The following is a 23,693-nucleotide window of genomic DNA, read 5'->3' as shown; positions in this document are numbered from 1 at the left end:
GCCTGCGGCTTCAATGCGCCATCAGTACCGGAATATAGGCGCGGGCCAGCACATCGTGCGTGACGCCGCCGAGAAGACGCTCGCGCGACCTGGCATGGCCATAGCCCCCCATCACGATCAGATCGGCGGCGGCCATCGAGGCGCATCCGAGCAAGGCGGCAGCGAAATCCGCGCAGCCTGCGCGTTGCTCTACCGCAGCTTCGATGCCGTGCCGCCGCAGCCAGCTTTCGGCTTCACGGCAGCACCGCGCAGCCGCGGCACCTTTGGCATGCGCCAGCGACACGAGCATGACCTGCGAAGCCCGGCGCAGCAACGGCAGCGCGCCGCGCACCGAGAACGCCGCCTCCCGGCTCCCGTCCCAGGCAACCAGCACCCTGTCTCCAGCCGCATCGAAGCGGCCTGTGCGAGGCAGGATGAGCACGGATCCCCCGGCATGCAGCATCACTTCTTCCGGCAGGCGGCGTGCCGAATCCTCCACGGCCGCCGGCCCGTCGGGCTGGCCGACGATGAGCAGGTCGCCGGCGCGGCCTTGCGCAACGACGGCGTCCGCCGGTTCGCCGTCCACCAGGCGCACGTCGAAGGACAGCAGGCCCAGACCGCGGACCCGGTCGAGAAAGACATGCGCGACGGTTTCGGCGCGCCTGCGCAGGTGCAGCGATGGCGAAACGATGACCGCCTGCCCTTCCGCTGCATGCGGTGGCGGCATGCCCGCGTCCTTGCGCACGCCCGTGGGCACGATCCCGCGCAGGTGGCTGCCATGGCGCTTCGCCAGGCGGGCCGCCAGCAGGGCGCGGACCTCGCAGCGCTCCGTATGGTCGAGATGGACAGCGATGGTCGAGAGCGTCATGCCTTGGCCCGGGAGGGCCCGGCCCCGCCTTTGCGGGGGTGCCGGACCGGGCGCGCACTCAGCGCTGCGTGCAGCGTGCGCACCGCGTCCTGCACCACGGCATTGCGCGACGGCACGGTGTCTGCCGCGCGGTGCTCCGCGGTGATCGCAGTCTCCGGATGATCCGGTGCGCCGCCGGACGTGCGCCAGAACGCATTCGCCGCCGCGATGGCCAGTGCCTGCCAGTCGCCCGCACCCGAGACGGCATCCGAATCGGCACGGCGTTGCGCGCTGCGGTCCTGCAGCATGTGCGCGCCAAGCGAGAGGCCCTCTGCGCCGCAGGTCTCGAGCATGGCGAGCGTGTGCAGGCCAACGCTCCACTGCGCCTTGCAAAGCGCCAGCGGGAAGGTGAAGTCGTTGTGCATGATGGGCGGGGCAAGATCGGTGCGCCGGCCTACCGCGCAGGCGATTGGAGGCGTTCCCGGTCCTGCATCATCTGCATGGTCATGTCCCTCATGGCCATGCAGCGCTTCATCATGTCGTCGGACGGGGCGCCGGACTGCGGGGCCGGCGCGGCGCCCATCTGGCACATCATCGACATCCCGCCCTGCATGGCCTTCATGTGTTCGGCCATCAGCGCCTGGCGTTCCTGCGGGGTCTTGGCGGCCATCATCTTCCGGTGCATCTCGCGCATCTGCGCCATCTGCTGGTCCGACTTCATCGCCGCAGGCGGATGGTGCAGCAGATGATCCTTGTCCTTCTTGCCGTCCGCCGAAGGCAGCGCGGTGCAACCCGCCAGAAATGCCAGTGCAACCGGACCGAGTGTGCGAATAATGTTCATGGCGAATCCTTGAAGAGTTGACAAGAGATCATCGGCTCGTCGCCGGCTCGTCCGATTGACGCAGATCAATCCCGCCTTCGCGGCTTCATCGCGTCCATGCGTGCCACGAACCGGGTCCGGACGATCGCGTTCAGCGCACCAGCAGCACGGGCACCGTGCAGCGGGCCAGCACCTTCATCGCCACCGAACCCAGCACGAGATTCGTCAGCGCGCCGTGCCCGCGCGATCCCATGATCACGAGGTCGAACTTTCCGTGCTCCGCAAAGTTGGCGATCTCGTCCGCGGGATGGCCGACCTTGTGGGCGAACGCCGCCTCGATGCCGCACGCGGCCAGCGCGGCGCGCACCGGATCCAGAACGACGCGTGCCTCGTCGTCGTAGTAGCTGTGCACGAGGTCCGGCCCCGCGAAGGCTGCTGCGCGATGGGGCACCGGCAGCACCGCGTTGAAGACCGTGAACGCGTGGCCTGCGTTCGACCACTCCTTGTGCGCAGCCAGGTAGTCGAGCATGCGAGCCGTGTATTCGCTGCCATCCACGGCAAGAAGAATTTTCATGATGTTCCTTTGTTGGCTCGTTGGAGATGGGCGGATGTTCGCCGCCGGCCGGCAGATGCGCCTTGTTCCAGATCAAGGCAGCCGCGGCGCGCGCGGCCTACATTGACTGCTCCATGAACACACACCAAGGGTGAGCCATGAACAAGATCCTCGTGGTCGTCTACTCCTACACGGGAACGTCGCGCAAGGTGGCGCAGCTGCTATGCAGCCAGCAGGGCTGGCCCATGGCCGAGATCGCCGAAACCCGGCCGCGCGCCGGCGCCCTCGGCGGCTTTCGCTGCCTGCTCGATTCGGTCTTTCGCCGGCACCCGCAGATCCGCTACGACGGTCCGAAGACGAAGGACTTCGACGCCGTGGTGCTGGTGTCGCCGATCTGGGGACAGCGCCTGGCCGGACCGATGCGCAGCTTCGTCGGCACGCGGCGCCATCACCTGCCCGACGTGGCGGTGGTCTCGGTCATGGGGGGAAGCGGCGCGCCCCATGCCGTGGCAGAGATCAGCCGCCTGATCGGGCGCGCTCCCATCCTCGATACGGCGTTCACCACGCGCGAAGTGGACGACGGCAGTTTCGCCACGCGGCTGCAGGCGTTCGGCACGGCGGTGCGCAATGCCGAAGGCGCACAGTCGGCGGTCCGGCCCGCCGTCCTGTCGCCCCAGGCGCTTTGACAGGGTCTGCCGTGCGGTCGATCCAGCGCTTCATCCTCGCGGCGGCGTGTGCCGGCCTGCTGGCAGCGTGCGCCACGGCGCCCTTGCCGGCCGCTGCACCGGCATCCGGCACCGCCCGATCCGGCGGCGCGCCTTCGGCGCCGGCCTTTTCCTCTCTCGTCGCAAGCCGCAGCGCCTCGGTCGTCGACATCAGCACGCTGCGCATCGGGCGCGACCAGAACCCGGAAGACATCGAGCTGGAGATCGCGCCCGAGCGCGACTTTGCCGACCGCCTTGCCTGGCCGCTGCCGGCCAGCGTGCGCATCAGCCAGATCCGCGACCTCGCTTCCGGGGTGATCATCAGCAGCGACGGATTGATCCTCACCAGCGCGCACGTGGTCGCGAACATCGACGAGGCCCAGGTCCGGCTCGACGATGGCCGGCGCTTCATGGCACGCGTGGTCGGCGCCGACAGGCGCACCGATGTCGGCCTGCTGAAGATCGACGCCACCGGCCTGTCCGCTGCCGTCATCGGCGACTCCTCGCGGCTCGTTCCGGGCGACTGGGTGGCGGCCATCAGCGCGCCGTTCGGATTCCACGGCAGCGTCACGGCGGGCGTGATCAGCGCCGTGGACCGCCTCGTGGGCGGCGCCGGCGACGTCCCCTTCATCCAGACCGACGTCGCCATCAACCCGGGCAGTTCCGGCAGCCCGCTCTTCGACAGCCGCGGCGAGGTCGTCGGCATCAATTCGATGATCTACAGCGGCAGCGGCGGCTACATGGGCCTGTCGTTCGCGGTGCCCATCAACCTGGCGATACGGATCGCGACGCAGCTGCGCGCGCGCGGCAGTGTCCGGCGCGCCCGCCTGGGCGCGGAGTTCCAGGAAGTGACGCCCGAGCTGGCCCAGTCGTTCGCGCTGCCGGCAGCTGCCGGTGCGCTCGTGGTCCGCGTCGATGCGGACAGCCCGGCGCATGCTGCCGGCCTCGTGCAGGGAGACATCGTGACGGCCTTCGACGGCCTTGCGGTCTCGCGCCTGACCGCGCTGCTGCGCCAGATCGAGGACCGCATCCCGGGCAACCGCAGCCGCATGGAGGTCTGGCGGCACGGCGCGCAGCGCACCGTCTGGATCACGCCCTCGGAGCAGCCGGCGGCCAGGACCTCCCTGCTGCCTGCCGCCGCGCCCGAATGGAACGACGGCCTGGGCCTGAGCCTGGGCGAAGTGTCCGCGGCGCAGAAGGCGCAGCTGCGCATCGGCAGCGGCCTGCTGGTGCGCGACGCCACCGGGCTCGCACGCAGCGAAGGCATCCGCGCCGGCGATTTCATCGTGGCCCTCAACGACATGCGCCTCGACCGCGTCGATCAGTTCAGGCAGATCCTGTCACGCATGCCGGCCGGTCGGCCGATCGCGCTGCTGGTGCTGCGCGACGGGCGCCTGGCGTATGTCGCGGTGCGCATGCCGGAACAGCAGGCCGCCGCGGCAACATCTCTTCTTCGAACGCCGATTTCAACGAGAACGCAATGAAACACCTGAACGCCACCGACCGCGACATGCTGGCCCGGCAACTCGAGCTCATGAAGAGCCAGGTCCTGAAGGAGCTGCGCGAAAGCGCTCCGGGCATCCATTCAAGCTCGACCGACGATGCGCATGAGGTACGAAGCCATGCCGACGAGGCGGAGACCGAGCGGCAGGACGATGTGCGCTTTGCGGAAATCGAGGTCGACCGCCTGCGATTGAGCGAGATCGAGCAGGCGCAGCAACGCATCGCCGAAGGCCGCTACGGCATCTGCACCGATTGCGGCGAGGACATCCCGCGCGACCGCCTGCTGGCGCAGCCCATGGCCATCCGCTGCGCCGCTTGCCAGGCCTTGGCGGAGGCGGGCCACCGCCGCTGAACCCCGCCGGCCTCGCCGGGCAGGACCAAGGCCGAACCATCCGGAGATCCCATTGAGCATCCGCCATCTCGACCGCCTGCTGTCGCCGGCTTCCGTCGCCGTGTTCGGCGCCTCGGCCCGGCCCGGCAGCGTCGGCGCCACGGTGTGGCGCAACCTGCGCGCCGGCGCTTTTTCCGGACCGGTCTACGGGGTGAATCCGAAGCACGCCATGCTGGACGGCATGCCGGTGTACGCCCGGGCCTCGCAGCTGCCCGCCGCACCCGACCTCGCCCTGATCTGCACGCCGCCGCACACGGTGGCGGCATTGATCGGAGAACTCGGCGCGCTCGGCACCCGCGCCGTGGTCATCGTGACCGCGGGCCTGAGCGCCGAACAGAAGCAGGCGGCACTCGATGCCGCGCGTGCGAACACGGTCCGGCTGCTGGGGCCCAACTGCATCGGGCTGCTGAGCCCGCACATCGGGCTCAATGCCAGCTTTGCCCATTGCGATGCGCTGGCCGGAGACATCGCCTTCGTGTCGCAGTCGGGCGCGCTCGCGACCGCGGTGCTCGACTGGACGCGCAGCCGCGGCGTCGGGCTGTCGCACCTGGTTTCGCTGGGCGACCATTGCGATGTCGACTTCGGCGACCTGCTCGACCACCTGGCCAACGACGCGCGGACGCGGTCGATCCTGCTGTATGTGGAAGCCATCGATTCGCCGCGCAAGTTCATGTCGGCCGCGCGGGCGGCGGCACGCAACAAGCCCGTCATCGTAGTGAAGGCCGGCCGCGCCGGCAACGGCATGAAGGCCGCCGCGTCGCACACCGGCGCGCTGGCGGGCTCGGACACGGTGTACGACGCCGCCATCCGGCGCGCCGGGATGCTGCGCGTGGACACCCTGCAGGAGCTGTTCCTCGCCGCCGAGACGCTGGCGCGCTTTCGCACCAACCGCAGCACCGAACTCACCGTCATGACCAACGGCGGCGGCGCCGGCGTCATGGCGGCCGACGCGGCCGCGCGCGCCGGCATCGCGCTGGCCGAACCCGGCGCGGCGCTGCTGGCCCGGCTCGATGCCGTGCTGCCGGCGAACTGGTCGCATGCCAATCCGATCGACATCATCGGCGACGCGCCGGTGGAGCGCTACGCCCAAACCCTTTCGGCCCTGCTGGCGGAGCCCGGCACCGGTGCGGTGCTCTTCGTCCATGCGCCCACGGCCATCGTGCGCAGCGAGGACATCGCACGCGCCTGCCTGCCGCTGGTGCGCAGCCACGCCTCGCGCGTGATGAGCGCTTGGCTCGGCGACGCGGCCGTCGCGCAGGCGCGCAAGCTCTTCGAGGATGCCGGGGTGGCCGACTACGCCACGCCGGAAGAGGCGGTGCATGCCTTTGCGATGCTGCAGACCTACAGGCGCAACCAGGAGATCCTGACCGAGACGCCCGATGCCAGCCGCAATCCCCTGCCCGAAGCAGCCGCCGCGCTCGGCCTGCTGGAAAGCGCCCTGGCCGAAGGCCGCGAATGGCTGCACGAGCACGAAGCCAAGGCCCTGCTGAAGACCTACGGCATCGACACCGTGCCCACCATCGCGGTGGCCGATTCGGCCGACGCCGCGGTGGCGGCCGCGCGCGAGCTCGGCTATCCGGTGGCGCTGAAGATCCTGTCGCCCGACATCACGCACAAGTCGGACGTGGGCGGCGTGCGGCTGGCACTGGCCGACGACACGGCGCTGCGGGACGCGGTCGGGACGATGCGCAGTGCTGTCGCCGCCGCCCGGCCCGGCGCGCGCATCGACGGCTTCACGGTGCAGCCCACCGTGCACCGGCCCCATGCGCAGGAGGTCATCGTCGGCGCCAGCATCGACAGCGTCTTCGGCCCGGTGATCCTGTGCGGACAGGGCGGAACCGCGGTGGAAGTCGTCGCCGACAGCGCCATCGCGCTGCCGCCGCTCAACCGGGCCCTGGCAGGCGAACTGGTGTCGCGCACCCGCGTCTCGCGCCTGCTGGCCGGCTACCGCGACCATCCGCCGGCAAGGCTCGATGCGCTGCACGACGTGCTGATGGCGGTGTCGCAGATGCTGGCCGATCTGCCGCAGCTGGCCGAGCTCGACATCAACCCGCTGTGGGTCGACGAGCACGGCGCACTGGCGCTCGATGCGCGCGTCCGGCTGTCGAAGACGCCGGTGGGCGGCGCCGAGCGCTTTGCCATCCTGCCCTATCCCACGCAATGGGTTCGCACGCAGCAATGGAATGGCCGTGCGATCGTGGTGCGGCCCATCCGCCCCGAGGACGAAGCGCAGCACCGGCGCTTCATCGAATCGCTCGACCTGCAGGACATCCGCATGCGCGTCTTCCACAGCCGCAGCGAGCTTCCGCGCAGCGAGCTTGCACGGCTGACGCAGATCGACTACGACCGCGAGATGGCCTTCATCGCCGAAACCCGGGACGCGAATGGCGCAGCCGAGACACTGGGCGTGGCGCGCACCGTGAGCGATCCCGACAACGTGGAGGCCGAGTTCGCGATCATCGTGCGCTCCGACCTCAAGGGCCAGGGGCTCGGCACGCTGCTTTTCGACCGGCTCATCGAGCACGCCCGGCATCGCGGCATCCAGCGGCTGGTCGGCCTGGTGCTGCGCGAGAACACCCGCATGCTGGCGCTTTCGCGCGCGATGGGCTTCGAGGCCGACCCCGCCGAGCCCGCGGACTCGGGGCAGCGGCGCATGGTCCGGAACCTGGCCGATGAGAAGCCGCCGCCCGGACGCCTGGCCGACCGCGGGCGCTGAGGCATCACGGCCGCCCCGCCGCGGGATGGGGGCTCCCGCTCAGGTGGTGGTGATGTCGACGCGCGCCTGGACGTCGGCCTCTTCCTCGCCCGACGGGGCCCGCACGAGCAGCACCGGAACCGGCGCCAGGCGCAGGATCTGCTCGGCGCCGCTGCCCAGGAGCACCCGCCCGACGCCGCGGCGCCCGTGGGTGCCGATCACGATCAGATCGGCGTTCCAGGCACTGGCCTGTTCGGCCACCAGATCGCACAGGCGGCCCGCCAGCGAGGTGAACAGCAGGGTCTCGGTGCGGATGCCGGCGTGTTCCGCGCGCTCCCTGCCCTGCTGAAGGATCTGCTCGCCGGCCTCCTCCATCAGCGGCAGCAAGTCAGGAGCGGGGAGGCTCTCGAAGCCGGTCACGTATTTCAGTTCGTCAACGACGTGGATGAGCCGCAGGACGGAACCCATGAGCCCGGCCAGGCGGATCGCCTCGTCCAGGCCCCGCAGGGAGGTGGGGCTGCCGTCGATGGGAACAAGAATGCGGTGGTACATGCTGAATCCATCATGAAGTGGCGTGTGGCTTCCAGTCTCCGCACAGTTCCCCGCCGCTGGCTTGACATGGCGCAAGTCCGCACCCGCGGCCCGGCCGAAAAATCGAAGCGTTCGCCGATCGGCCGGCGGCGGACCCCCCTTCAGCCCGGCCCAAAGGAAGACAGCGCCATGTACCACCGCATTCTTGTTCCCATCGACGGCAGCCCCACGGCGGAACGCGGGCTGCGCGAGGCCATCCGCCTGGCGGCCGAGCAAAAGGGAAAACTGCGCCTCCTGCACGTCATCGACGACTTTCCGATGCTGATGGAGATGTCGACCATCTCCAGCTTCGAAGCCGGCCTGCAGAAGATGCGTGCGTACGGGGAGTCCGTGCTGGCGGCTGGCAAGGCTGCCGCAGCGCAGTCGGAAGTCGAGGCCGACACCATCCTGCGCGAGGTCACGCGCGGGCGGATTGCCGACGTCGTGATCGAAGAGGCCAAAAACGCCGCATGCGACCTGGTCGTGATGGGCACCCACGGCCGGCGCGGCTTCAGCCGCCTCGCGCTCGGCAGCGACGCCGATCTTGTCGTGCGCGGCAGTCCGGTGCCCGTGCTGCTGGTGCGGCAGGAATCAGCCGACTGATCGGCCCCGGCGCAGCGATACCAGCCAAGGAACAGGAACCCAATGAAATCCGACACACAGCTCAGAGCAGACATCCAGGCCGAACTCGAATGGGATCCGGCCGTCACTTCGGCGGATGTGGGCGTCATCGTCGACCACGGCGTGGTCACGCTGACAGGCCATCTCGGCAGCTACGCCGAGAAGCTCGCGGTGGAACAGGCCGCGCAGCGCGTCAGCGGCGTGAAGGCCCTGGCCATCGAAACCTCGGTGAAGCTGGCTGCCGGCCTCGAGCGCACCGATGCCGACATCGCACGGGCCGTCGGGCACGCGCTCGAATGGAACGTGCAGGTGCCACGCGACGCGGTCCGGCCGGTGGTCGAGGGCGGATGGGTCACGCTGACCGGCGAAGTCGAGTGGGACTACCAGCGCCAGGCCGCGGAATCGACGGTGCGCAACCTGCTGGGCGTCACCGGCATCACGAACCTGGTGAAGATCAAGCTGCAGCTGTGTTCCGCGGATGTGGAACGGCAGGTGCAGGACGCGCTCGTCCGCGTGTTCCACGACGCGCCGCGGCAGGTGGCGGTCGACGTGTACGGCTCGCAGGTCGTGCTGCGCGGCAAGGTGCGCTCCTGGGCGGAATTGAACGCGGTGCGCGGCGCCGCCTGGTCCGCGCCCGGGGTGGTTTCGGTGGTCAACGAACTGGCCGTCGAGGCCTGAGGAACAAGACGCCATGCAAACCATGAAAGCTGCCGTCGTACGGGAATTCGGCCGCCCCCTGCAGATCGAGGAAGTCGCCATTCCGCAGGTCTCGCCCGGCCAGGTGCTCGTGAAAGTGGTCGCATCGGGCGTGTGCCACACCGACCTGCATGCCGCCGACGGCGACTGGCCGGTGAAGCCTTCGCTGCCCTTCATTCCGGGGCACGAGGGCGTCGGCTTCGTCGCGGCCATCGGCGCCGGCGTCAAGGGCGTGAAGGAAGGCGACCGCGTGGGCGTGCCCTGGCTCCACACCGCCTGCGGACACTGCGAACATTGCATCACCGGCTGGGAAACGCTGTGCGACCAGCAGCAGATGACCGGCTACACCGTCAACGGCGGCTACGCCGAGTACGTGCTGGCCGACCCGGGCTACATCGGGCAGCTGCCCGCCAACGTGGGCTTCACCGAGATCGCTCCGGTGCTGTGCGCCGGCGTCACGGTCTACAAGGGCCTGAAGATGCTCGACTGCAAGCCAGGCGACTGGGTGGTGGTCTCGGGCGTCGGCGGTCTCGGCCATCTGGCCGTGCAGTACGCGAAGGCCATGGGCTTCCACGTGGTGGGCGTCGACATCCACGACGGCCAGCTCCAGCTGGCGAAGGCGCTCGGCGCCGACATGGTCATCAATGCCGCCACCCAGGATCCCGTAGCGGAACTGCAGCGCAGCTTGCGCGGCGCGCACGGCGTGCTGGTCACGGCGGTGTCGCGCAGCGCCTTCGGCCAGGCGCTGGGCATGCTGCACAAGCGCGGCACGATGGCGCTGGTGGGCCTGCCGCCCGGTGACTTTGCGCTGCCGATCTTCGACATGGTGCTCAACGCCAAGACGGTACGAGGCTCGATCGTCGGCACGCGCAAGGACCTGCAGGAGGCGCTGGAATTCGCCGGCGAAGGCAAGGTGCGGACCGTGTGCACCGAGGACACCCTGGACAACATCAACACCGTGCTCGACCGCATGCGGCAGGGCCGGGTCGAAGGCCGCGTCGTGATGCGCATAGCGGATGGCGGACAAGGAGCAGCAGCGAATCCGTGACGCATTGCCGGAGTTGTCGGACACAGGCACGCTGGCCTCGGGCACGCGAAAATGGGCGTGCCTGCACAAGAGGTGCGTGCTACGCTTGTACAGTCCTTAACAATGCTGTGACATTCGGCTTCGAATCCACGCTTTCCGAATGAAATCCGCCTTTCACATCGCGGTACTCGACGACGAGATCGACATCACGCAGCTGCTGGCCAACTACCTTCAGAGCCACGGCTTTCGCGTGACCCAGCTGCACAACGGTCCATCGCTGATGACGCTGATGGACAGCGACCCGGCCGACCTCGTGCTGCTCGACCTCGGGCTGCCAGGCGAGGACGGCTTCTCCATTGCCCGCCGCATGCGCGAGAACTGGCGCTGCGGCCTGGTCATCGTCACCGGCCGCGGCGATGCGGTGGACAAGGTGGTCGGGCTGGAAGTGGGTGCGGACGACTACGTGACGAAGCCCTTCGACCTGCGCGAGCTGGTGGCGCGGGTCAAGGCCGTGCTCAGGCGCCTGGCGCCGAACGAGGCCTCCGCTGCCCCGGCAGCCGCCGCGCCGGCATCGGCCGCACCGGGCGCTTCCGACCGGCTGCGCTTCGCCGGCTGGCAGCTCGACCTCGCGGCACGCAGCCTGACGAATCCGCAGGGACAGAACGTACCGCTCACCGGCGGCGAATTCGACCTGCTCTGTGCGTTTGCACGGCACCCCGGGCGCGTGCTCTCGCGCGACTTCCTGCTCGAGCAGACCCGCGGGCGCGAAGCCGCCCCTTTCGACCGCACCATCGACGTGCAGGTCGGCCGGCTGCGCAAGAAGATCGAGGCCGATCCGGACGACCCGCAGATCGTCAAGTCGGTGCGGGGCGCGGGCTACATCCTGGTTCCGCCCGTCACCCAGGGCTGAATTCATGAAGCCGCCCTCTTCTCCGATCGCCCCCATCCTGCCGGGCCTGCCTTCGGGCGTTGAGGAGGGCAGCGTCTTTCGTTCGCTCTTCGTTTCCTATCCGGACTCGCTGCTGCTGGTCGACCAGGCCGGCCGCATCGTGCTGGCCAACCCCGCGGCAGCCAGCCTGCTGGGCTACGCGGTCGACGAACTGGTGGGCCTGAATGTCGACGCGCTGGTGCCCGACAGCATCCGCCCGCGCCACGCTTCCTACCGCGAGGCCTACGGCCGGGCGCCGCGCCCCAGGCCCATGGGCACGCAGATGGAGCTGGTCGCCAAGCGCAAGGACGGCAGCGAGGTGATGGTCGAGATCGCGCTCAGCCCGCTGCAGAGCCAGGGCCTGCCTTTCGTGGTGGCCGCCATCCGCGACATCGGCGCCTATCCCCGGGTGAAGCAGGCGCTGCAGCGGGCGCGCTACAGCGACCACCTCGCGCAGCTGGGCCGCCTGGCCGTGGACACCCGCGACCTGCAGGTGGTGCTCGACCACGTGCCCGCCATGGCCGCGCAAGCGCTGGAGGTCGAGGTGGCCATGGTGCTGCTGCTGGAAAACAGCCGCCTCGAATTCCGTGTGGCCAGCGGCGTGGGCCTGGTGCCCGGAGAAGAAATCGGCGTACGCATTCCCAGCCATGCGAACACGCCGCCCGGCTTCGTGTTTGCCGAGGGGCGGCCGGTGGTGGTGGCCGACTACAGCAACGAGCGGCGCTTCTCGGTGCCGCAGACGTACCTCGATGCCGGGCTGGTCAGCGCGCTGGCCGTGCCCTTCTACGACCGGGGCCGCTTCATCGGCGTCTTGACCGTGCGATCGCGCGAGGCCAAGCGCTTCGGCGACGAGGAACTGCGGTTCCTCGAATCGCTTTCCAACCTGCTGGCCACCAGCCTGCAGCGGGTGCAGACCGAAGAGGCGCTCAGCCACGCCCAGCGGCTCGAAAGCGTCGGCCAGCTCACGGGCGGCATCGCGCACGACTTCAACAACCTGCTCACCATCATCCAGGGCAACCTGCAGGTGCTCGAAGAGCTGCCCGCCATTGCAGAGGACGGCTACGCCCAGCAGCTGGTGGGCGCCGCGGCGCGGGCGTCGCGGCGCGGCGCAGAGCTCACGGGCAAGCTGCTGGCATTTTCGCGCCGGCAGATGCTGCAGCCCAACGCGGTGGATACGCATGCGATGCTGCATTCCCTGGCCGACATGCTGCGGCGCACGCTCGACCAGCGCATCGGCATCGCGATCGATGCCGCACCGGGCTGCCCGTCAGTGCTCGCCGACCCCGGTCAGCTCGAATCGGCATTGCTGAACATTGCCATCAACGCCCGCGACGCCATGCCCGAGGGCGGCACGCTGCACTTTCGCGCCGAGGCCTGCGGCGCGCTGCCGCCCGAGGTGCACAACGAGCTCAGCGACCGCGATGCGCACGGCAGCTTCGTTGCCATTTCGGTGGCCGACAGCGGCACGGGCATGACCGAGGAGGTGAAGGAGCGCGCCTTCGAGCCCTTCTTCACGACCAAGGAAGCCGGACGGGGCACCGGCCTGGGCCTGAGCACGGTGTACGGCTTCGTGAAGCAGTCCAAGGGCGCCGTGGCCATCGCGACGCGGCCGGGCGCGGGAACGACCGTGACGCTCTACCTTCCCCAGCTGTACGACCCGGCCCCTGTGGCCACAGAGGAGCAAGACGAAGAACAGGCGATTCCCACCGGCCTGAGGGTCATGCTGGTCGAGGACGATGCCGAAGTGCGCCGGGTCGTTCACACCTTTCTCGTGACGCTCGGCTGCAGCGTGGTGACCGCGGCCAATGCCGAGCAGGCCCTGCTGGGCATGGAAACGGATGCGGATTCCTTCGACGTGCTGCTCAGCGACATCGCGCTCGGACCCGGCATGCGCGGAACCCGGCTCGCCGCCGAGGTGCAGCAGCGCTTTCCGAAGCTCGCCATTCTCCTGATGTCCGGCTTCTCGTCGGAGCTGCTCGACGCCGACCGTGACGTGCCGCAAAGCTGGGAGCTGCTGCGCAAGCCCTACACGCGCGGCGAACTCGCACGCGCCCTGGCCAAGGTGCTGGCGGCCGCACGACCCTAGCCGCCGGCTGCCGCCGCGCCTTCACAGCTCCCGCGATTCACGGTAGTCGGGGACGGTGCACGGCCAGCCGTAGCGCTCCTCGACGGCCAGCCTCAGCGCGTCGGCGGCCACGGGTTCGCCGTGCGTCACGAACACGCGGCGCGGTGTCTTCTGGGACGAGAGCCAGGCCAGCAACTGCTCGCTGTCGGCATGGGCGGACAGGGTCTCGAGGTTCGCCACTTCGGCACGCACCGGCACGTAGGTGCCGTGGATCTTCACCGCGTCCGCGCCGCCCACCAGCGTCGCGCCGCGCGTGCCCGCGGCCTGGAAGCCCGCGAACAGGATCGTGTTGCGCGCATCGGGTGCGTAGGCCTTCAGGTGATGCAGCACGCGGCCGCCCGTGGCCATGCCGCTGGCCGACACGATGATCGACGGATAGCTCAGCCTGTTCAGGCGCTTGGACTCTTCCAGCGTGTTGACGATGATGGTCTTCCCGCTCATGTCGGCGCATTGCTCGGCGCTCATGCGGTGCTCGTCCAGGTGCGCCTTGTAGAGCCGCGTGGCATCCGCGGCCATCGGACTGTTCAGGTAGACCGGCATGTCCGGAATGCGGCCTTCGCGCTTGAGCATCTGGATGCAGTACAGCAGCGTTTGCGCGCGGCCCACCGCAAAGGCCGGCACCACCAGCACCCCGCCGCGCGCGGCCGTGCGGTTGATCACGGCGGCCAGCTCGCCGAGGGTGTCCGCGTCCAGGTGCCGGCGGTTGCCGTAGGTGGACTCCACCACCACGTAGTCGGCCGGCGCGGCCTCCTGCGGCGGCCGCATCACCAGGTCGTCGCTGCGGCCCAGGTCGCCCGAGAACAGGATGCTGCCTTCCTTCCATTCCACGCGCAGGCTGCCCGCGCCCAGGATGTGGCCGGCCCGCACCAGCCGCCATGACCAGCCGGGCCAGGGCGAGCACTCTTCGTCGAAGGAGACGCACTCGAACCGCTTCAGCGCGGCGCGCGCCTCCTGCTCGGTGTAGAGCGGCAGTGCGGGCTTGTGCTTCGAAAACCCGTGCCGGTTGGAAAAATCAGCCTCCTCCTCCTGCAGCCGGCCGGAATCGGGCAGCAGCAGTTCGCACAGTTCGCGGGTGGCGGCCGTGCAGAACACCTTCCCCTTGAAGCCGAGCTTCACGAGCCGCGGCACGAAGCCGCTGTGATCGATGTGGGCATGCGTCAGCAGCACGGCATCGATGGCCGACGCATCGAAGGGCAGCGCGTCCCAATTGCGCAGCCGCAGCTGCTTGAGCCCCTGGAACAGCCCGCAGTCCACCAGCAGCCGCCGGCCCTCGTGCGTGAGCAGGTACTTGGAACCGGTCACGGTGCCGGTGCCGCCCAGAAAATCGATGCGCATGGCCGCTCCCGCGTATTGGTTGGCGGTTCGTCAATGCGACATCAGCACCGGCAGCGTCATCGACTCGAGCATCGTGCGCGTGGCGCCGCCCAGGATCCATTCGCGCGCCCGGCTGTGGCCGTAGCAGCCCATCACGAGCAAGTCCGCGCCCAGGTCCGCGGCCATCGACAGCAGCCGGTTGCCGGCATCCCTTTCTCCGGTGCCATCCGCATGCAGCGAGACATCGGCAATCCCCTGCGCGGCAAGATAGCGCTGCAGTTGCTTGAGGGATGCTTCGGCGCCTTCGCCATAGCAGGCCGCATGCACCTTCGAGGCGTTGCGCAGCCAGGGCAGCGCGGCCGACACCGCGCGCGCGGCCTCGGGGGTTTCCTTCCATGCCAGCAGCACGGTGCCGGGTGCCGCAACCAGCGCACCCGCATAGGGCAGCACCAGCGCGGGCCGTCCGCTTTCCACCAGCAGGTGCGGCAGGAAGTCAGCGGGCAATTCGGAGGCCATGGGATCTTCGGGATTGCGCTGGCCCAGGATCACCAGGTCGGCGTACAGCGCACGGCGGGCGAAACCCCATGGCGCGTCGCTCTCCTGCTCGGTCCAGTGCATGCGGGGCGAGCCGGCGGCCTGGGCCGTGAAGCTCGCGTACATCCTGTCGCGCGCGGCCTCGTCGCCCTCCCGCATGATCGCGATGGCCTCTGCGGCGCCCTCCAGTGCGAACGGATAGCGCATGAGCGCGGACAGGGTGCACGGCGCACCGGTCACTTGCGCGTCGAAGGCCTCGGCCAGGCTGCGCGCGAAGGCGATGCGTTCCGCCGTGCGGGTGGAACCGTCGAGGTGCAGGAGAATCGATTTCGGGGTCTGCATGGCGGGAGCTCCTTCGGAAATGCGGCCCATGTGCGGGCGTATTCGCAGACCTTAGGCCCCGCGGACGGCGCGGGCCTTGCGCCATATCAATCCGGGCGACGGCAGCGTCGTCCGGCTTGCCGGAAAATGGCTTCTTTCAAGCCTTTTGTCCATTTTTGCTATTTTTGCCATAATGGCCCCAAAAGGAGCACACCATGGCCGCCATCCTGCCCACCCTCGATGAACTGCCGCGTCAGAACGCATCCCACGTCAAGAACCGCTGGGGCGACGTGGTCCGCCAGGTCCAGAAGACCGGCAGCCTGGCCGTGACCAACCATTCGACGGTGGAGATGGTGCTGCTGACCGCGGCCACCTACAACCAGCTGGTGGAAGACGCGCAGGCGCTCAAGGCGCGCGAGCAGTCGGTGCTCGACGAACTCGGGCGCCGCTTCGACGTGCGACTGGGCGTGCTGCAGCAGCCCGAGGCGGCCGCGCAAATGGGCAGGCTGTTCGCCGCCAAGGGCAAGCTCGGGCGCCGCCCGAAGGCAGGCGACACCTGCTGATGGCGGCGGCCGCGCGCCCCTTCATCCTGGTGCTGGCCGGCGTCAACGGCGCGGGCAAGAGCTCGGTCGGCGGCGCCCTGCTCGCCGAGCACGGGCTGACCTGGTTCAACCCGGACACCTGCGCGCGGGAGCTCATTGCGCAGCTCGGGCTCGCGCCCGCAGAGGCGAACGCCCGCGCATGGAACCTCGGCCGCGAACGGCTGGAGGCCGCGATCTCGCAGCGTTCCAACTACGCCTTCGAGACCACGCTGGGCGCAAGCACCATTCCCGCGCTGCTCGCCCGCGCCGCGTCGAGCCACGACGTGGTCATGATCTTCTGCGGGCTGTCCTCGCCCGAGCAGCACATCGCCCGCGTGCGGGCGCGCGTGGCGCGCGGCGGCCACGACATTCCAGAGGCCAAGATCCGCGAGCGCTGGATCGCATCGCGCGCCAACCTCATCCAGCTGCTGCCCAAGCTCACGCGGCTGCAGGTCTTCGACAACAGCGCGGAGGCGCCGCCCGGCGGCGACATTGCAGACCCGCTGCTGGTGCTCGAACTGAGCGCGGGCGAGCCCGTCTTTCCGCAGCCGGGCGACCTGGCCGCGCTCGCGGCCACGCCGGCCTGGGCACGGCCGATCGTCCAGGCGGCGATCGAGCTGCTGGGCTGAGGCGTTGCCATGCCGCGTGCCCGGCAGCTGGTCACACCGTGCCCGGGCTTCTAGTCATAGCATCCGTGCGCCAGCAATGTGACGCGGTAAATGCGATCTTCCAGAAAACTGTAGAGCACGTGGACGTCGCAAAGCTCGGTGCGCCACAACTGATAGCCGTCGTCGCCATCCAACGCTTCCTTGAACGGGCGCGTCGCAGCCTTTGCCATCGTCACGTCGATGGTGTCGTTCATCTGCAAGTCCCACGGCAAAGGGCCTGTGTAGCCGCTGCTCTGAAAATCCAGATCTGCCCGGTAGCGCACGCCGCTCAGGCACGGCTCGGCGCTTCGAGGTGCTCCGGGCACGGAATCCGCCATCTCGGCGCCGGGCTTGAAATAGAGCTCGATACCGAGTTCCCGGGAGCAGTCGGCCTCGCCGTACTCTGCAATCTCGCGGGCCTTTCCGCTCAAGGAGAAGGGGGCGAAAATGGGATCATCCTGCAACTCGGCCAGCGGCCGACCGAATTGCCTGGCGAACTGTTCGGGTGACGGCACCGCACTTGAGGATGCCGGCGCCACCCTGTGTCGCGCCATCGTCACCAGCTTGAGTCGACCCGTGCCGCGCTCGAAACTCACGTCTACCTCGGCATCCGACGAAGACCACCGGGCCTTGGAGACGTGCAGACCCACTCGCCACAGTTCTGCGGGTGGCCCCAGACGCCGCAATACGTCGCCGACGACGTCGTCCATGCGAAGCGAGAGCGGCAAGCCTCCCGCATAGGGGGTCCATTGCGCATCGAAGTGCAGTAAGAGCGAAACCCGGCTCAGTATCAGACTGCCCTTGCTGCAAGGTTCGCCGTATCGCGCTTCGTATCCGTGCGCATCGGTGAAGAACAGGTAGATGCCTCGCTCCCGGTTGATGAGCGACAGGCGATGATCCGTGCGGGCCTTCTTCAGCGCCTCGTCGTCCATCCATTCCAGTTGTTTCCAGCCTTCGACTAGCGCTTGCACCCGCGCGCTCTCCCAGGCTTGGCCCAACAGATAGTTGCTCGTCTCGAAGGCGTGAGCCTGGCTGTTCATCAAGGCGAAGATTCACTTGAAGGGAATCGAGAACGAAAGGTTCCACAGCGAACCATCGTCGTGGTAGGTGGCGCGCACTTGCAACCCGTCCTTGGTCCACTGGTCCCACTCGACCACGTCGTCGTCTTCTTCGGTTACGTCCGGTGCGCCGAACTCGGCCAGCGCATCTTGCCGCTTGACAATCGGACCGCTGCTGAACGGAATCGGTCCCGTATAGGGCTTGAAGCTCTTGCCGCCTGGTCCATACGCAAACACCGCCGCAAGGATCGCCTTGCCCGCATCCCTCGGGGCGCCCATTTTCCGTTCGTAGCCTTCTCGTTCCCAGAACGCCAGTTCAAGCCCCAGCGACTTGAGCTCGATAGCGTCCGATCCTTCAGCGCGGAGTGTCTTGGCGGACAAGGATTGAATGCTTGCTCCCACGGATTTCAGGAGTTGATCGAGGTTCGTGTTCAGTTCGGAATGTCCGAAAAAGGGCAATAGGTCGTTCAGTGTCATGCGCTGCGCTCCTGTACTTTCAAATCACTTTCTAGCCGATTTCATGGCCTGCTTCAGCCACTTCGTCCATTGATCGTGGGTCATCTTGGTTATCTCCTCGGCCGCCTCGCGGTACTTTCCCTTGCAGCCTGGGTCGTACTTGTCGATCTCCTTGAGGATCTTCTCGGTGTTCTCCTTGGCTGCTCTTTGCAGGTCCTGCGAATCCCTCGTCGGGCGCCTGACGCCATCGATCTTCTGATGCTGCCGCCCACCGAACGACTCGCTGTGATCCTGATGCAGCGCTGTCGGTGTCGCAATGGTCGGGGCATTGTCGACAATGGCGGCCTTCTCGGCCTTGGTGAGTGGCGTTCCCTTGATCTCGGCGGCACGCTCGAGCAGCGCCTTCTGTGACGGGATATGGTCCCAGTTCATCCCTTCATTGTCGTGTTTCGATCGGTCCTTGTATGGCCCCTTCTGTCCGCACTTTGGCTTAGGCTTGACCTTCTTCTTGACCTGCGAGTCCTTCTTTTTCGAACCGCCCCCGCCACCAGCCTCCGCCTTCCGGGCGGCCTCCTTTTCGAGTTTCTCCTTGGCCAGCCTTTCCGCGGCCTCCTTCTCGAGGCGCTCCTTCAGCAGTTTTTCGGCGAGTTCCTTCTCGGCCTTCTCGAGCGCCATCTTGCCGCCCCTGTAGGCCAGCTTGCCGGCCTTTGTGGCGGCCCCACCACCGGGAATCAGGTTGGCAGCCGCGGAGACGCCCGAGATCGCGGCGTTGGCCATGTCGCCTTCGGCCGCATAGATGCCCGCATTGAGGCCGTCCGAAAAGATGCCCACCACCGGAATGGCCCCCCCCACGTCGAGCACCGTGTGCACCACCGAGCTGCCCCAGCTGCTCCACCAGCCCTCTTCCTTGGGTGTCTCGGCCTGCACGGGCGGGTTGGCCTGCGCCGCCTGGACCTTCGCCGAAGGCGTCTCTCCCACCACGGCGCCGAGGGTGTTGCCATTGGCGTTCGTGCCGGGCTTGCGGATCTTGGGGGGGTGATATTCGGGCAGATCGAGATCCGGATTCTGGCGTCGGTACTCGTCGTATTCGTCATAGCTCAGATAGCTATCTGAAATCCGCTCTCCAAGTCCGTCCTGGCCGATCCATTCCTGAACATTGACTGTGTCTGCATTCGGCTGAACGTTCAGCGTATTGCCATTTGGAAGTGCTCGGGCAATCTTCCCTCTACCAACGTTGAGGGTTACTACCACCGCTATCTCCCGTTCATCCAGAAGAGATCGTCATGGCGCACGACCAGCTTGCCCTCGGCACGCACGGTGCTGCTGTGATCCTTCGGATAGCACTTGCCCTGCACGGTCCCGCTCTTGACGCCCTTGGCGGTTCCGGCGGCATCGCCGATCGTGGTGGGGACGATGCTCATGTCGTAGACCACCACCGGATGCCCGTTCGCGCGCACGCTCCTGGCGATGCCGGTCGTGGCCTGGAGCTGCGCCGTCACCGGATAAGGAACCGGCGGAATCGAACTGCCCATGGGGGTCTTGCAGAAGTCGGGAGCGATGCTCACGACCTTCCAGCCCCCCTGCTTGCGCGCGACGACGTTGGCGCTCATCGCACGGGCTCCGGCACACCGGTTCCGGCCGCACGCGCAGGGCGGACCAGCGGCGCCCGCGGGTCGGTCTCGAAGCGCGCCTCGGCGACGCGCAGCGGCGCATCGGCCGGAAGGCACAGCCGATGCACGAGCGTGAGCGTCAGCTGCTGCGCATCCACCAGCAGCGTGTCGGTCATCATCGGCAGCGGCACGAGCGCGCCGCCGTCGAGCCGCAGCAGCACGAGGGCGCGATGCCCCGGCAGCGTCACCGACAGATGGCCGTCCGGCGTCAGGGCCGGATCGGTGAGGTTCCACAGATCGATCCGGGCGTCGGGCGACAGGTAGGGAACCTGCTGATCGGCCGGCGCCGCATTCCAGTAGCCGAAGTCGAAATCCTCGGGCAGCCCCGGATGGCGATGTTGCAGCCATTGCTCGTCGCAGGTGCCGGCCAATGCGAGCCGCGGCGCCCATGCCCGCCCGACGATGCCGAGCCCCGCGGGAATCTGGCCGTAGCGGCTGGCCGCCTGCGCCATGGCGCGCGCGTCCTGGGGACCGTCCGCATGCCGCGCGACGACCGGCTGCTGCAGACAGGTTCCGGCCAGCTCGATCTGGGGCGCCAGCAGCCGCTCGACATCCGGCCGGCCCGCCTTGCGCGCCTGCTCGAGGTACCCCTGCTCGATCCAGCCCTGGCCGAGCGGGTTGGAAAAACACACCTCGTCTCGAAGGGGCGGCTCGCCTTCGGGCGCATCGACCTTGCGCAGCAGACTGCGGCCCCCGAAGGCGTGTTCCCAGCGCATCGGCAGGCTGGCGATGGGTTCGGAATGGGTGCGGGCCCACTCGCGTCCGCCGCGCCGGTACAGCACGGCCGGGCCGCGAACCGACAGCCTTTTGTCGAGCACCGTGTGGAGCGTGGACAAGGCCTGCGTCCGGCGCGTCGCGTCGTCCCACTCCTGCTGCTGGCGCAGCGTCAATCGCGCGCCAGGGTGCAAAGGCCTCGGCGGCTCGGGCGGCTGCATCCACTGTCGCCTGGAGGCCACCTTGAGGTGCACCTCCCACTCGGAAGCCGCCACGCCGCCAGGCGCATGCGCCGTGGCATTGACGACCACGTCGCAGCGCGGCTTGTACGGCGCCAGGTCGCTTTCCTCGCGCGGGCTGGAGGCGCCGACCTCGCCCCAGTATTCATCGGCCAGCGTCAGCGGCGCGGGATCGTCGTCATTGACCCGTGCCTTCCAGCGGCCCGAGGCATCGCGCCGCAGCCGGTAGCCGACCTTCATCGCAATGACGCGGTAGCCGCGATCCGCCTGGTCGACGGCGCGAAAGCACAGCGCATCGAAGGGCGTGAGATTGCGAAACTCCACGGCGCGTGCTCAGTTGAGGTCGATGTCCTTGCCGCTGACCTGCACCGGCCCGCTGGCAGAGAAGTCGAACGACGAGCCGTTGATGGTGACCATGCCATCCGAGGTCATGACCAGCGAACTCTTGCCACACACCAGCTGGATGCGATCGCCGGCCTGCAGCGTCAGCGTCTGGCCCACGTCCACGCGCTTGGATTGCCCGACCTGCTCGGTCTGCATCAGCGCCACGCTGGTGTTCATTGCCGCGCCCACCGACACCTGGTAGCCCAGGCCGATGGTCAGCGCCTTGGCAAGGCCGATGGTCTCGGCCTTGGCCAGGGCCACCGTCTCGGCCTTGTTGCCGCCGATGGTCACCACGCGGTTGTCGCCGATGTCGATGGTCTCGTTCATGCCCACCGTCTCGGTGCGATTCATGCCGATGCCGATGGTCTCGTTCAGGTCGACGGTCTCGGTGCGGTTCTTGTGCACCGTGATGGTCTCGTCGAGATCCACGGTCTCGGTGCGGTTCTTGTGGATCGTGATCGTCTCGTTGCCGTCGACCGTCTCGGTGCGGTTGTTGTGCACGGTGATGGTTTCGTCGTGGTCGACGGTTTCCGTGCGGTCGTGCTTCACATGCACGGTCTCGTCGCGGTCGATGGTCTTGGTGCGGTCGTTCCCCACCCAGTGCGTCTCGTCGTGCTCGACCTCGATGTCCTGGTTGCGCTCCGCATGCAGCCACACCTGTTCCTGCCCCTTCTTGTCCTCGAAGCGCAGCGCATTGGCGTTGGCCTCGGTCGCGCCTTCGGAGCTGCGCGTGAGCAGGCCGCTTTGCGTGGCGTTGTCCGGCAGGGTCCACGGCGGCATGTTGTCGGCGTTGTAGACGCGCCCCGTGACGATGGGTCGGTCGGGATCGCCGTTCTCGAAATCGACGATCACCTCCTGGCCGATGCGCGGAATCTGGATGCCGCCGAAGTTGGTGCCGGCCCAGGGCGAGGACACGCGCACCCAGCACGAACTGTTCTCGTCCTTCGTGCAGTAGCGGTTCCAGTGGAAGCTGAGCTTCACGCGGCCGTATTCGTCGGTCCAGATCTCGCGGCCGGCCGGGCCGGTGACGATCGCCGTCTGCGGGCCGGTGGTGCGCGGCCTGGGCACCGGCGGCGCCGGCGCCCGGAACACCTTGCTCGCCGGGATCGCCTCGAAATCGACGCGGCACTCGAATTCCTGCTGCGCACTGGCATCGCCCACGTCCTGCAGCCGCAGGCGGGCATCCGTCACCAGGTACTCGCGGTTCGACTCGTTCTGGGGATGGCGCTCCAGCGTGACCAGGCAGCCCGGCACCACCGCCCGCAGGTTGCCCGAGCCGCTGGCGCGCTCGCCCTGGCTGCCGGTCTCTTCCATGCGCGTGCGCACCAGCTGCTCGCCTTCGGACTCCACCACATAGTCGCCCGGCCAGCCATAGCGCTCCCAGGTGGCCTGCGCCGTCTTTCGCGGCATGGCGCTGACCTGCTGCAGCTCGGCCTTGGGACGCTTGAAGTCGAAGTCGCTGGTCACCCAGCGGCCGCTTTGCAGCGCCTCGCAGGCATTGAAGCGGTCGCAGTGCTCCTCGCGCACGGTGGCTTCGGCCGCATGGAAGGGAATGCGCTGGTAGCCCGCATGGGCGAAGGGCTGGTGCGACGCCATGTCGTCGACGATGACCAGCTTGTGGCTGCTCTCTTCGTGCTCGAAATAGAAGTACAGGCCCCACTCGTGCAGCAGCCGTGCGACGAAGTCGTGGTCGCTCTCGCCGTACTGCACCTGGAACTCGCGCGGCGGATAGCTGCGCGTGGCACGCACGTCGAAGGGCAGCCCGTACTTGCCGAGCACCTCGCGCACGATGTCCAGCACGTTCTGGTTCTGGAAGATGCGGTAGTCGCTGGTGCGCGTGGCCAGCGTGAGCCAGGGCTCGATCACGGCTTCGTACAGCGCGCGCCGGTTCTCCAGGCGCAGGAAGCGCACGCGCGTCACCAGGCCCGAGAGATGGCGCTGCCGCGGCCCCGAGCCCGGGCGCCCGTCGAGCACGATGTGGGCGGTGAGCGCCTCGCCCACCAGCTGCTTGATGGCCACGTTGGCGGCCTGGCGTTCGTTGTAGCCGGGCTGCTCGGGAGTGGCCAGGGTCAGGGTGTAGTGGAACAGCCTGCTGAGCCCTTCGTCGCCTTCGATGGCGATGGGCTCCAGTGCCGGCTCGCCGCCCAGCGTGGGCATGGCCGACGATGAAATGCTGAGAACACGCGCCAGCTGCGCGGAACCTGTTGGCATGAGATCCCCCTGGTCGTCGGGCTCATGGAACGAGCCGTGGCCGGAATGCCTGGGACCTCGGCTTCGGCGAGGCGGCGCAGGCAGGAAGGCAAAGGGAAATCAGGC

The 23,693-nt window shown here is 68.2% G+C and carries 24 protein-coding genes; 11 read left to right on the top strand and 13 right to left on the bottom strand.

From position 1 onward, the window contains the following. Positions 1-10 precede the first annotated feature (10 nt). The 4 genes from EJO66_RS22235 to EJO66_RS22220 form a co-directional block, all read right to left on the bottom strand. Positions 11-847: a universal stress protein gene (locus EJO66_RS22235; protein WP_125966129.1), complete on the bottom strand. Its 837-nt coding sequence runs from the start codon at positions 845-847 to the stop codon at positions 11-13. After that, complete coding sequence (locus tag EJO66_RS22230) at positions 844-1,251, bottom strand: hypothetical protein (protein WP_125966128.1); 408 nt, start codon at positions 1,249-1,251, stop codon at positions 844-846. The genes EJO66_RS22235 and EJO66_RS22230 overlap by 4 nt, the downstream gene beginning before the upstream one ends. Before the next feature lie 29 nt (positions 1,252-1,280). Next, complete coding sequence (locus tag EJO66_RS22225) at positions 1,281-1,667, bottom strand: hypothetical protein (protein WP_240648666.1); 387 nt, start codon at positions 1,665-1,667, stop codon at positions 1,281-1,283. 130 nt (positions 1,668-1,797) lie between these two features. Then, complete coding sequence (locus EJO66_RS22220; protein ID WP_125966127.1) at positions 1,798-2,220, bottom strand: universal stress protein; 423 nt, start codon at positions 2,218-2,220, stop codon at positions 1,798-1,800. Positions 2,221-2,357: 137 nt separating this feature from the next. Here EJO66_RS22220 and EJO66_RS22215 point away from each other — a divergent pair, with 137 nt between their 5' ends. The 4 genes from EJO66_RS22215 to EJO66_RS22200 are packed head-to-tail and all read left to right on the top strand — an operon-like array spanning position 2,358 to position 7,513. Next, a complete protein-coding gene (locus EJO66_RS22215; protein WP_125966126.1) occupies positions 2,358-2,885 on the top strand; it encodes a flavodoxin family protein in 528 nt (175 codons plus the stop codon). Positions 2,886-2,896: 11 nt separating this feature from the next. Then, positions 2,897-4,387 (top strand): trypsin-like peptidase domain-containing protein, encoded by a 1,491-nt coding sequence (locus tag EJO66_RS22210; protein WP_240648664.1) that lies wholly within the window; start codon positions 2,897-2,899, stop codon positions 4,385-4,387. Continuing rightward, a complete protein-coding gene (locus EJO66_RS22205) occupies positions 4,384-4,758 on the top strand; it encodes a TraR/DksA family transcriptional regulator (protein WP_125966124.1) in 375 nt (124 codons plus the stop codon). Before EJO66_RS22210 ends, EJO66_RS22205 begins: the two co-directional genes overlap by 4 nt. A 52-nt stretch (positions 4,759-4,810) precedes the next feature. After that, positions 4,811-7,513, top strand: a complete 2,703-nt coding sequence (locus EJO66_RS22200) for a bifunctional acetate--CoA ligase family protein/GNAT family N-acetyltransferase (protein ID WP_125966123.1) — start codon at positions 4,811-4,813, stop codon at positions 7,511-7,513. A gap of 39 nt (positions 7,514-7,552) precedes the next feature. Here the strand turns inward: EJO66_RS22200 and EJO66_RS22195 are convergent, their stop codons facing one another. Next, entirely contained in the window at positions 7,553-8,044 is a 492-nt protein-coding gene (locus EJO66_RS22195; RefSeq protein ID WP_125966122.1) for a universal stress protein, read from the bottom strand. A gap of 168 nt (positions 8,045-8,212) precedes the next feature. Here EJO66_RS22195 and EJO66_RS22190 point away from each other — a divergent pair, with 168 nt between their 5' ends. The 5 genes from EJO66_RS22190 to EJO66_RS22170 all read left to right on the top strand — a co-directional run bounded on the left by EJO66_RS22190 (position 8,213) and on the right by EJO66_RS22170 (position 13,420). Next, complete coding sequence (locus EJO66_RS22190; protein ID WP_124961739.1) at positions 8,213-8,665, top strand: universal stress protein; 453 nt, start codon at positions 8,213-8,215, stop codon at positions 8,663-8,665. Positions 8,666-8,707: 42 nt separating this feature from the next. Next, entirely contained in the window at positions 8,708-9,361 is a 654-nt protein-coding gene (locus EJO66_RS22185) for a BON domain-containing protein (protein WP_124961740.1), read from the top strand. Between the two features lie 13 nt (positions 9,362-9,374). Then, on the top strand, positions 9,375-10,427 hold the full coding sequence (gene adhP / locus EJO66_RS22180; protein ID WP_124961741.1) for an alcohol dehydrogenase AdhP: 1,053 nt from the start codon (positions 9,375-9,377) through the stop codon (positions 10,425-10,427). A 139-nt stretch (positions 10,428-10,566) separates the two neighbouring features. Beyond that, positions 10,567-11,316: a response regulator gene (locus EJO66_RS22175; RefSeq protein ID WP_124961742.1), complete on the top strand. Its 750-nt coding sequence runs from the start codon at positions 10,567-10,569 to the stop codon at positions 11,314-11,316. A gap of 4 nt (positions 11,317-11,320) precedes the next feature. Then, a complete protein-coding gene (locus EJO66_RS22170; RefSeq protein ID WP_125966121.1) occupies positions 11,321-13,420 on the top strand; it encodes a PAS domain S-box protein in 2,100 nt (699 codons plus the stop codon). Positions 13,421-13,441: 21 nt separating this feature from the next. On the opposite strand, the gene EJO66_RS22165 is transcribed toward EJO66_RS22170, so the two are convergent. Next, positions 13,442-14,794 carry an MBL fold metallo-hydrolase gene (locus EJO66_RS22165; RefSeq protein ID WP_125966120.1) on the bottom strand — a complete coding sequence of 451 codons (1,353 nt, stop codon included), beginning with the start codon at positions 14,792-14,794 and terminating at the stop codon, positions 13,442-13,444. Positions 14,795-14,824: 30 nt separating this feature from the next. Further along, positions 14,825-15,649 carry a universal stress protein gene (locus tag EJO66_RS22160; protein WP_125966119.1) on the bottom strand — a complete coding sequence of 275 codons (825 nt, stop codon included), beginning with the start codon at positions 15,647-15,649 and terminating at the stop codon, positions 14,825-14,827. Between the two features lie 194 nt (positions 15,650-15,843). Between EJO66_RS22160 and EJO66_RS22155 the strand changes: the two genes are divergently transcribed. Both EJO66_RS22155 and EJO66_RS22150 read left to right on the top strand, forming a co-directional pair. Next, on the top strand, positions 15,844-16,191 hold the full coding sequence (locus EJO66_RS22155) for a type II toxin-antitoxin system prevent-host-death family antitoxin (protein ID WP_125966118.1): 348 nt from the start codon (positions 15,844-15,846) through the stop codon (positions 16,189-16,191). Next, a complete protein-coding gene (locus EJO66_RS22150) occupies positions 16,191-16,838 on the top strand; it encodes an ATPase (RefSeq protein ID WP_124961747.1) in 648 nt (215 codons plus the stop codon). The genes EJO66_RS22155 and EJO66_RS22150 overlap by 1 nt, the downstream gene beginning before the upstream one ends. A gap of 50 nt (positions 16,839-16,888) precedes the next feature. Here EJO66_RS22150 and EJO66_RS22145 read toward each other — a convergent pair whose 3' ends face one another. The 6 genes from EJO66_RS22145 to EJO66_RS22120 are packed head-to-tail and all read right to left on the bottom strand — an operon-like array spanning position 16,889 to position 23,588. After that, positions 16,889-17,896: a hypothetical protein gene (locus tag EJO66_RS22145; RefSeq protein ID WP_124961748.1), complete on the bottom strand. Its 1,008-nt coding sequence runs from the start codon at positions 17,894-17,896 to the stop codon at positions 16,889-16,891. Positions 17,897-17,908: 12 nt separating this feature from the next. Beyond that, a complete protein-coding gene (locus tag EJO66_RS22140; RefSeq protein ID WP_125966117.1) occupies positions 17,909-18,391 on the bottom strand; it encodes a hypothetical protein in 483 nt (160 codons plus the stop codon). Positions 18,392-18,415: 24 nt separating this feature from the next. After that, entirely contained in the window at positions 18,416-19,621 is a 1,206-nt protein-coding gene (locus EJO66_RS22135; RefSeq protein ID WP_124961750.1) for a hypothetical protein, read from the bottom strand. Between the two features lie 2 nt (positions 19,622-19,623). Further along, on the bottom strand, positions 19,624-19,980 hold the full coding sequence (locus EJO66_RS22130; RefSeq protein ID WP_062364914.1) for a DUF4150 domain-containing protein: 357 nt from the start codon (positions 19,978-19,980) through the stop codon (positions 19,624-19,626). After that, positions 19,977-21,317, bottom strand: a complete 1,341-nt coding sequence (locus EJO66_RS22125; protein ID WP_125966116.1) for a DUF2169 family type VI secretion system accessory protein — start codon at positions 21,315-21,317, stop codon at positions 19,977-19,979. The genes EJO66_RS22130 and EJO66_RS22125 overlap by 4 nt, the downstream gene beginning before the upstream one ends. Before the next feature lie 9 nt (positions 21,318-21,326). Further along, positions 21,327-23,588, bottom strand: a complete 2,262-nt coding sequence (locus tag EJO66_RS22120) for a type VI secretion system Vgr family protein (RefSeq protein ID WP_164547879.1) — start codon at positions 23,586-23,588, stop codon at positions 21,327-21,329. Positions 23,589-23,693 lie beyond the last annotated feature (105 nt).

This window comes from Variovorax beijingensis, assembly GCF_003951285.1.
Taxonomy (GTDB): domain Bacteria; phylum Pseudomonadota; class Gammaproteobacteria; order Burkholderiales; family Burkholderiaceae_C; genus Variovorax; species Variovorax beijingensis.
Note: the sequence above shows the minus strand (reverse complement) of the source record. Positions and strands in the feature narration are given on the sequence as shown.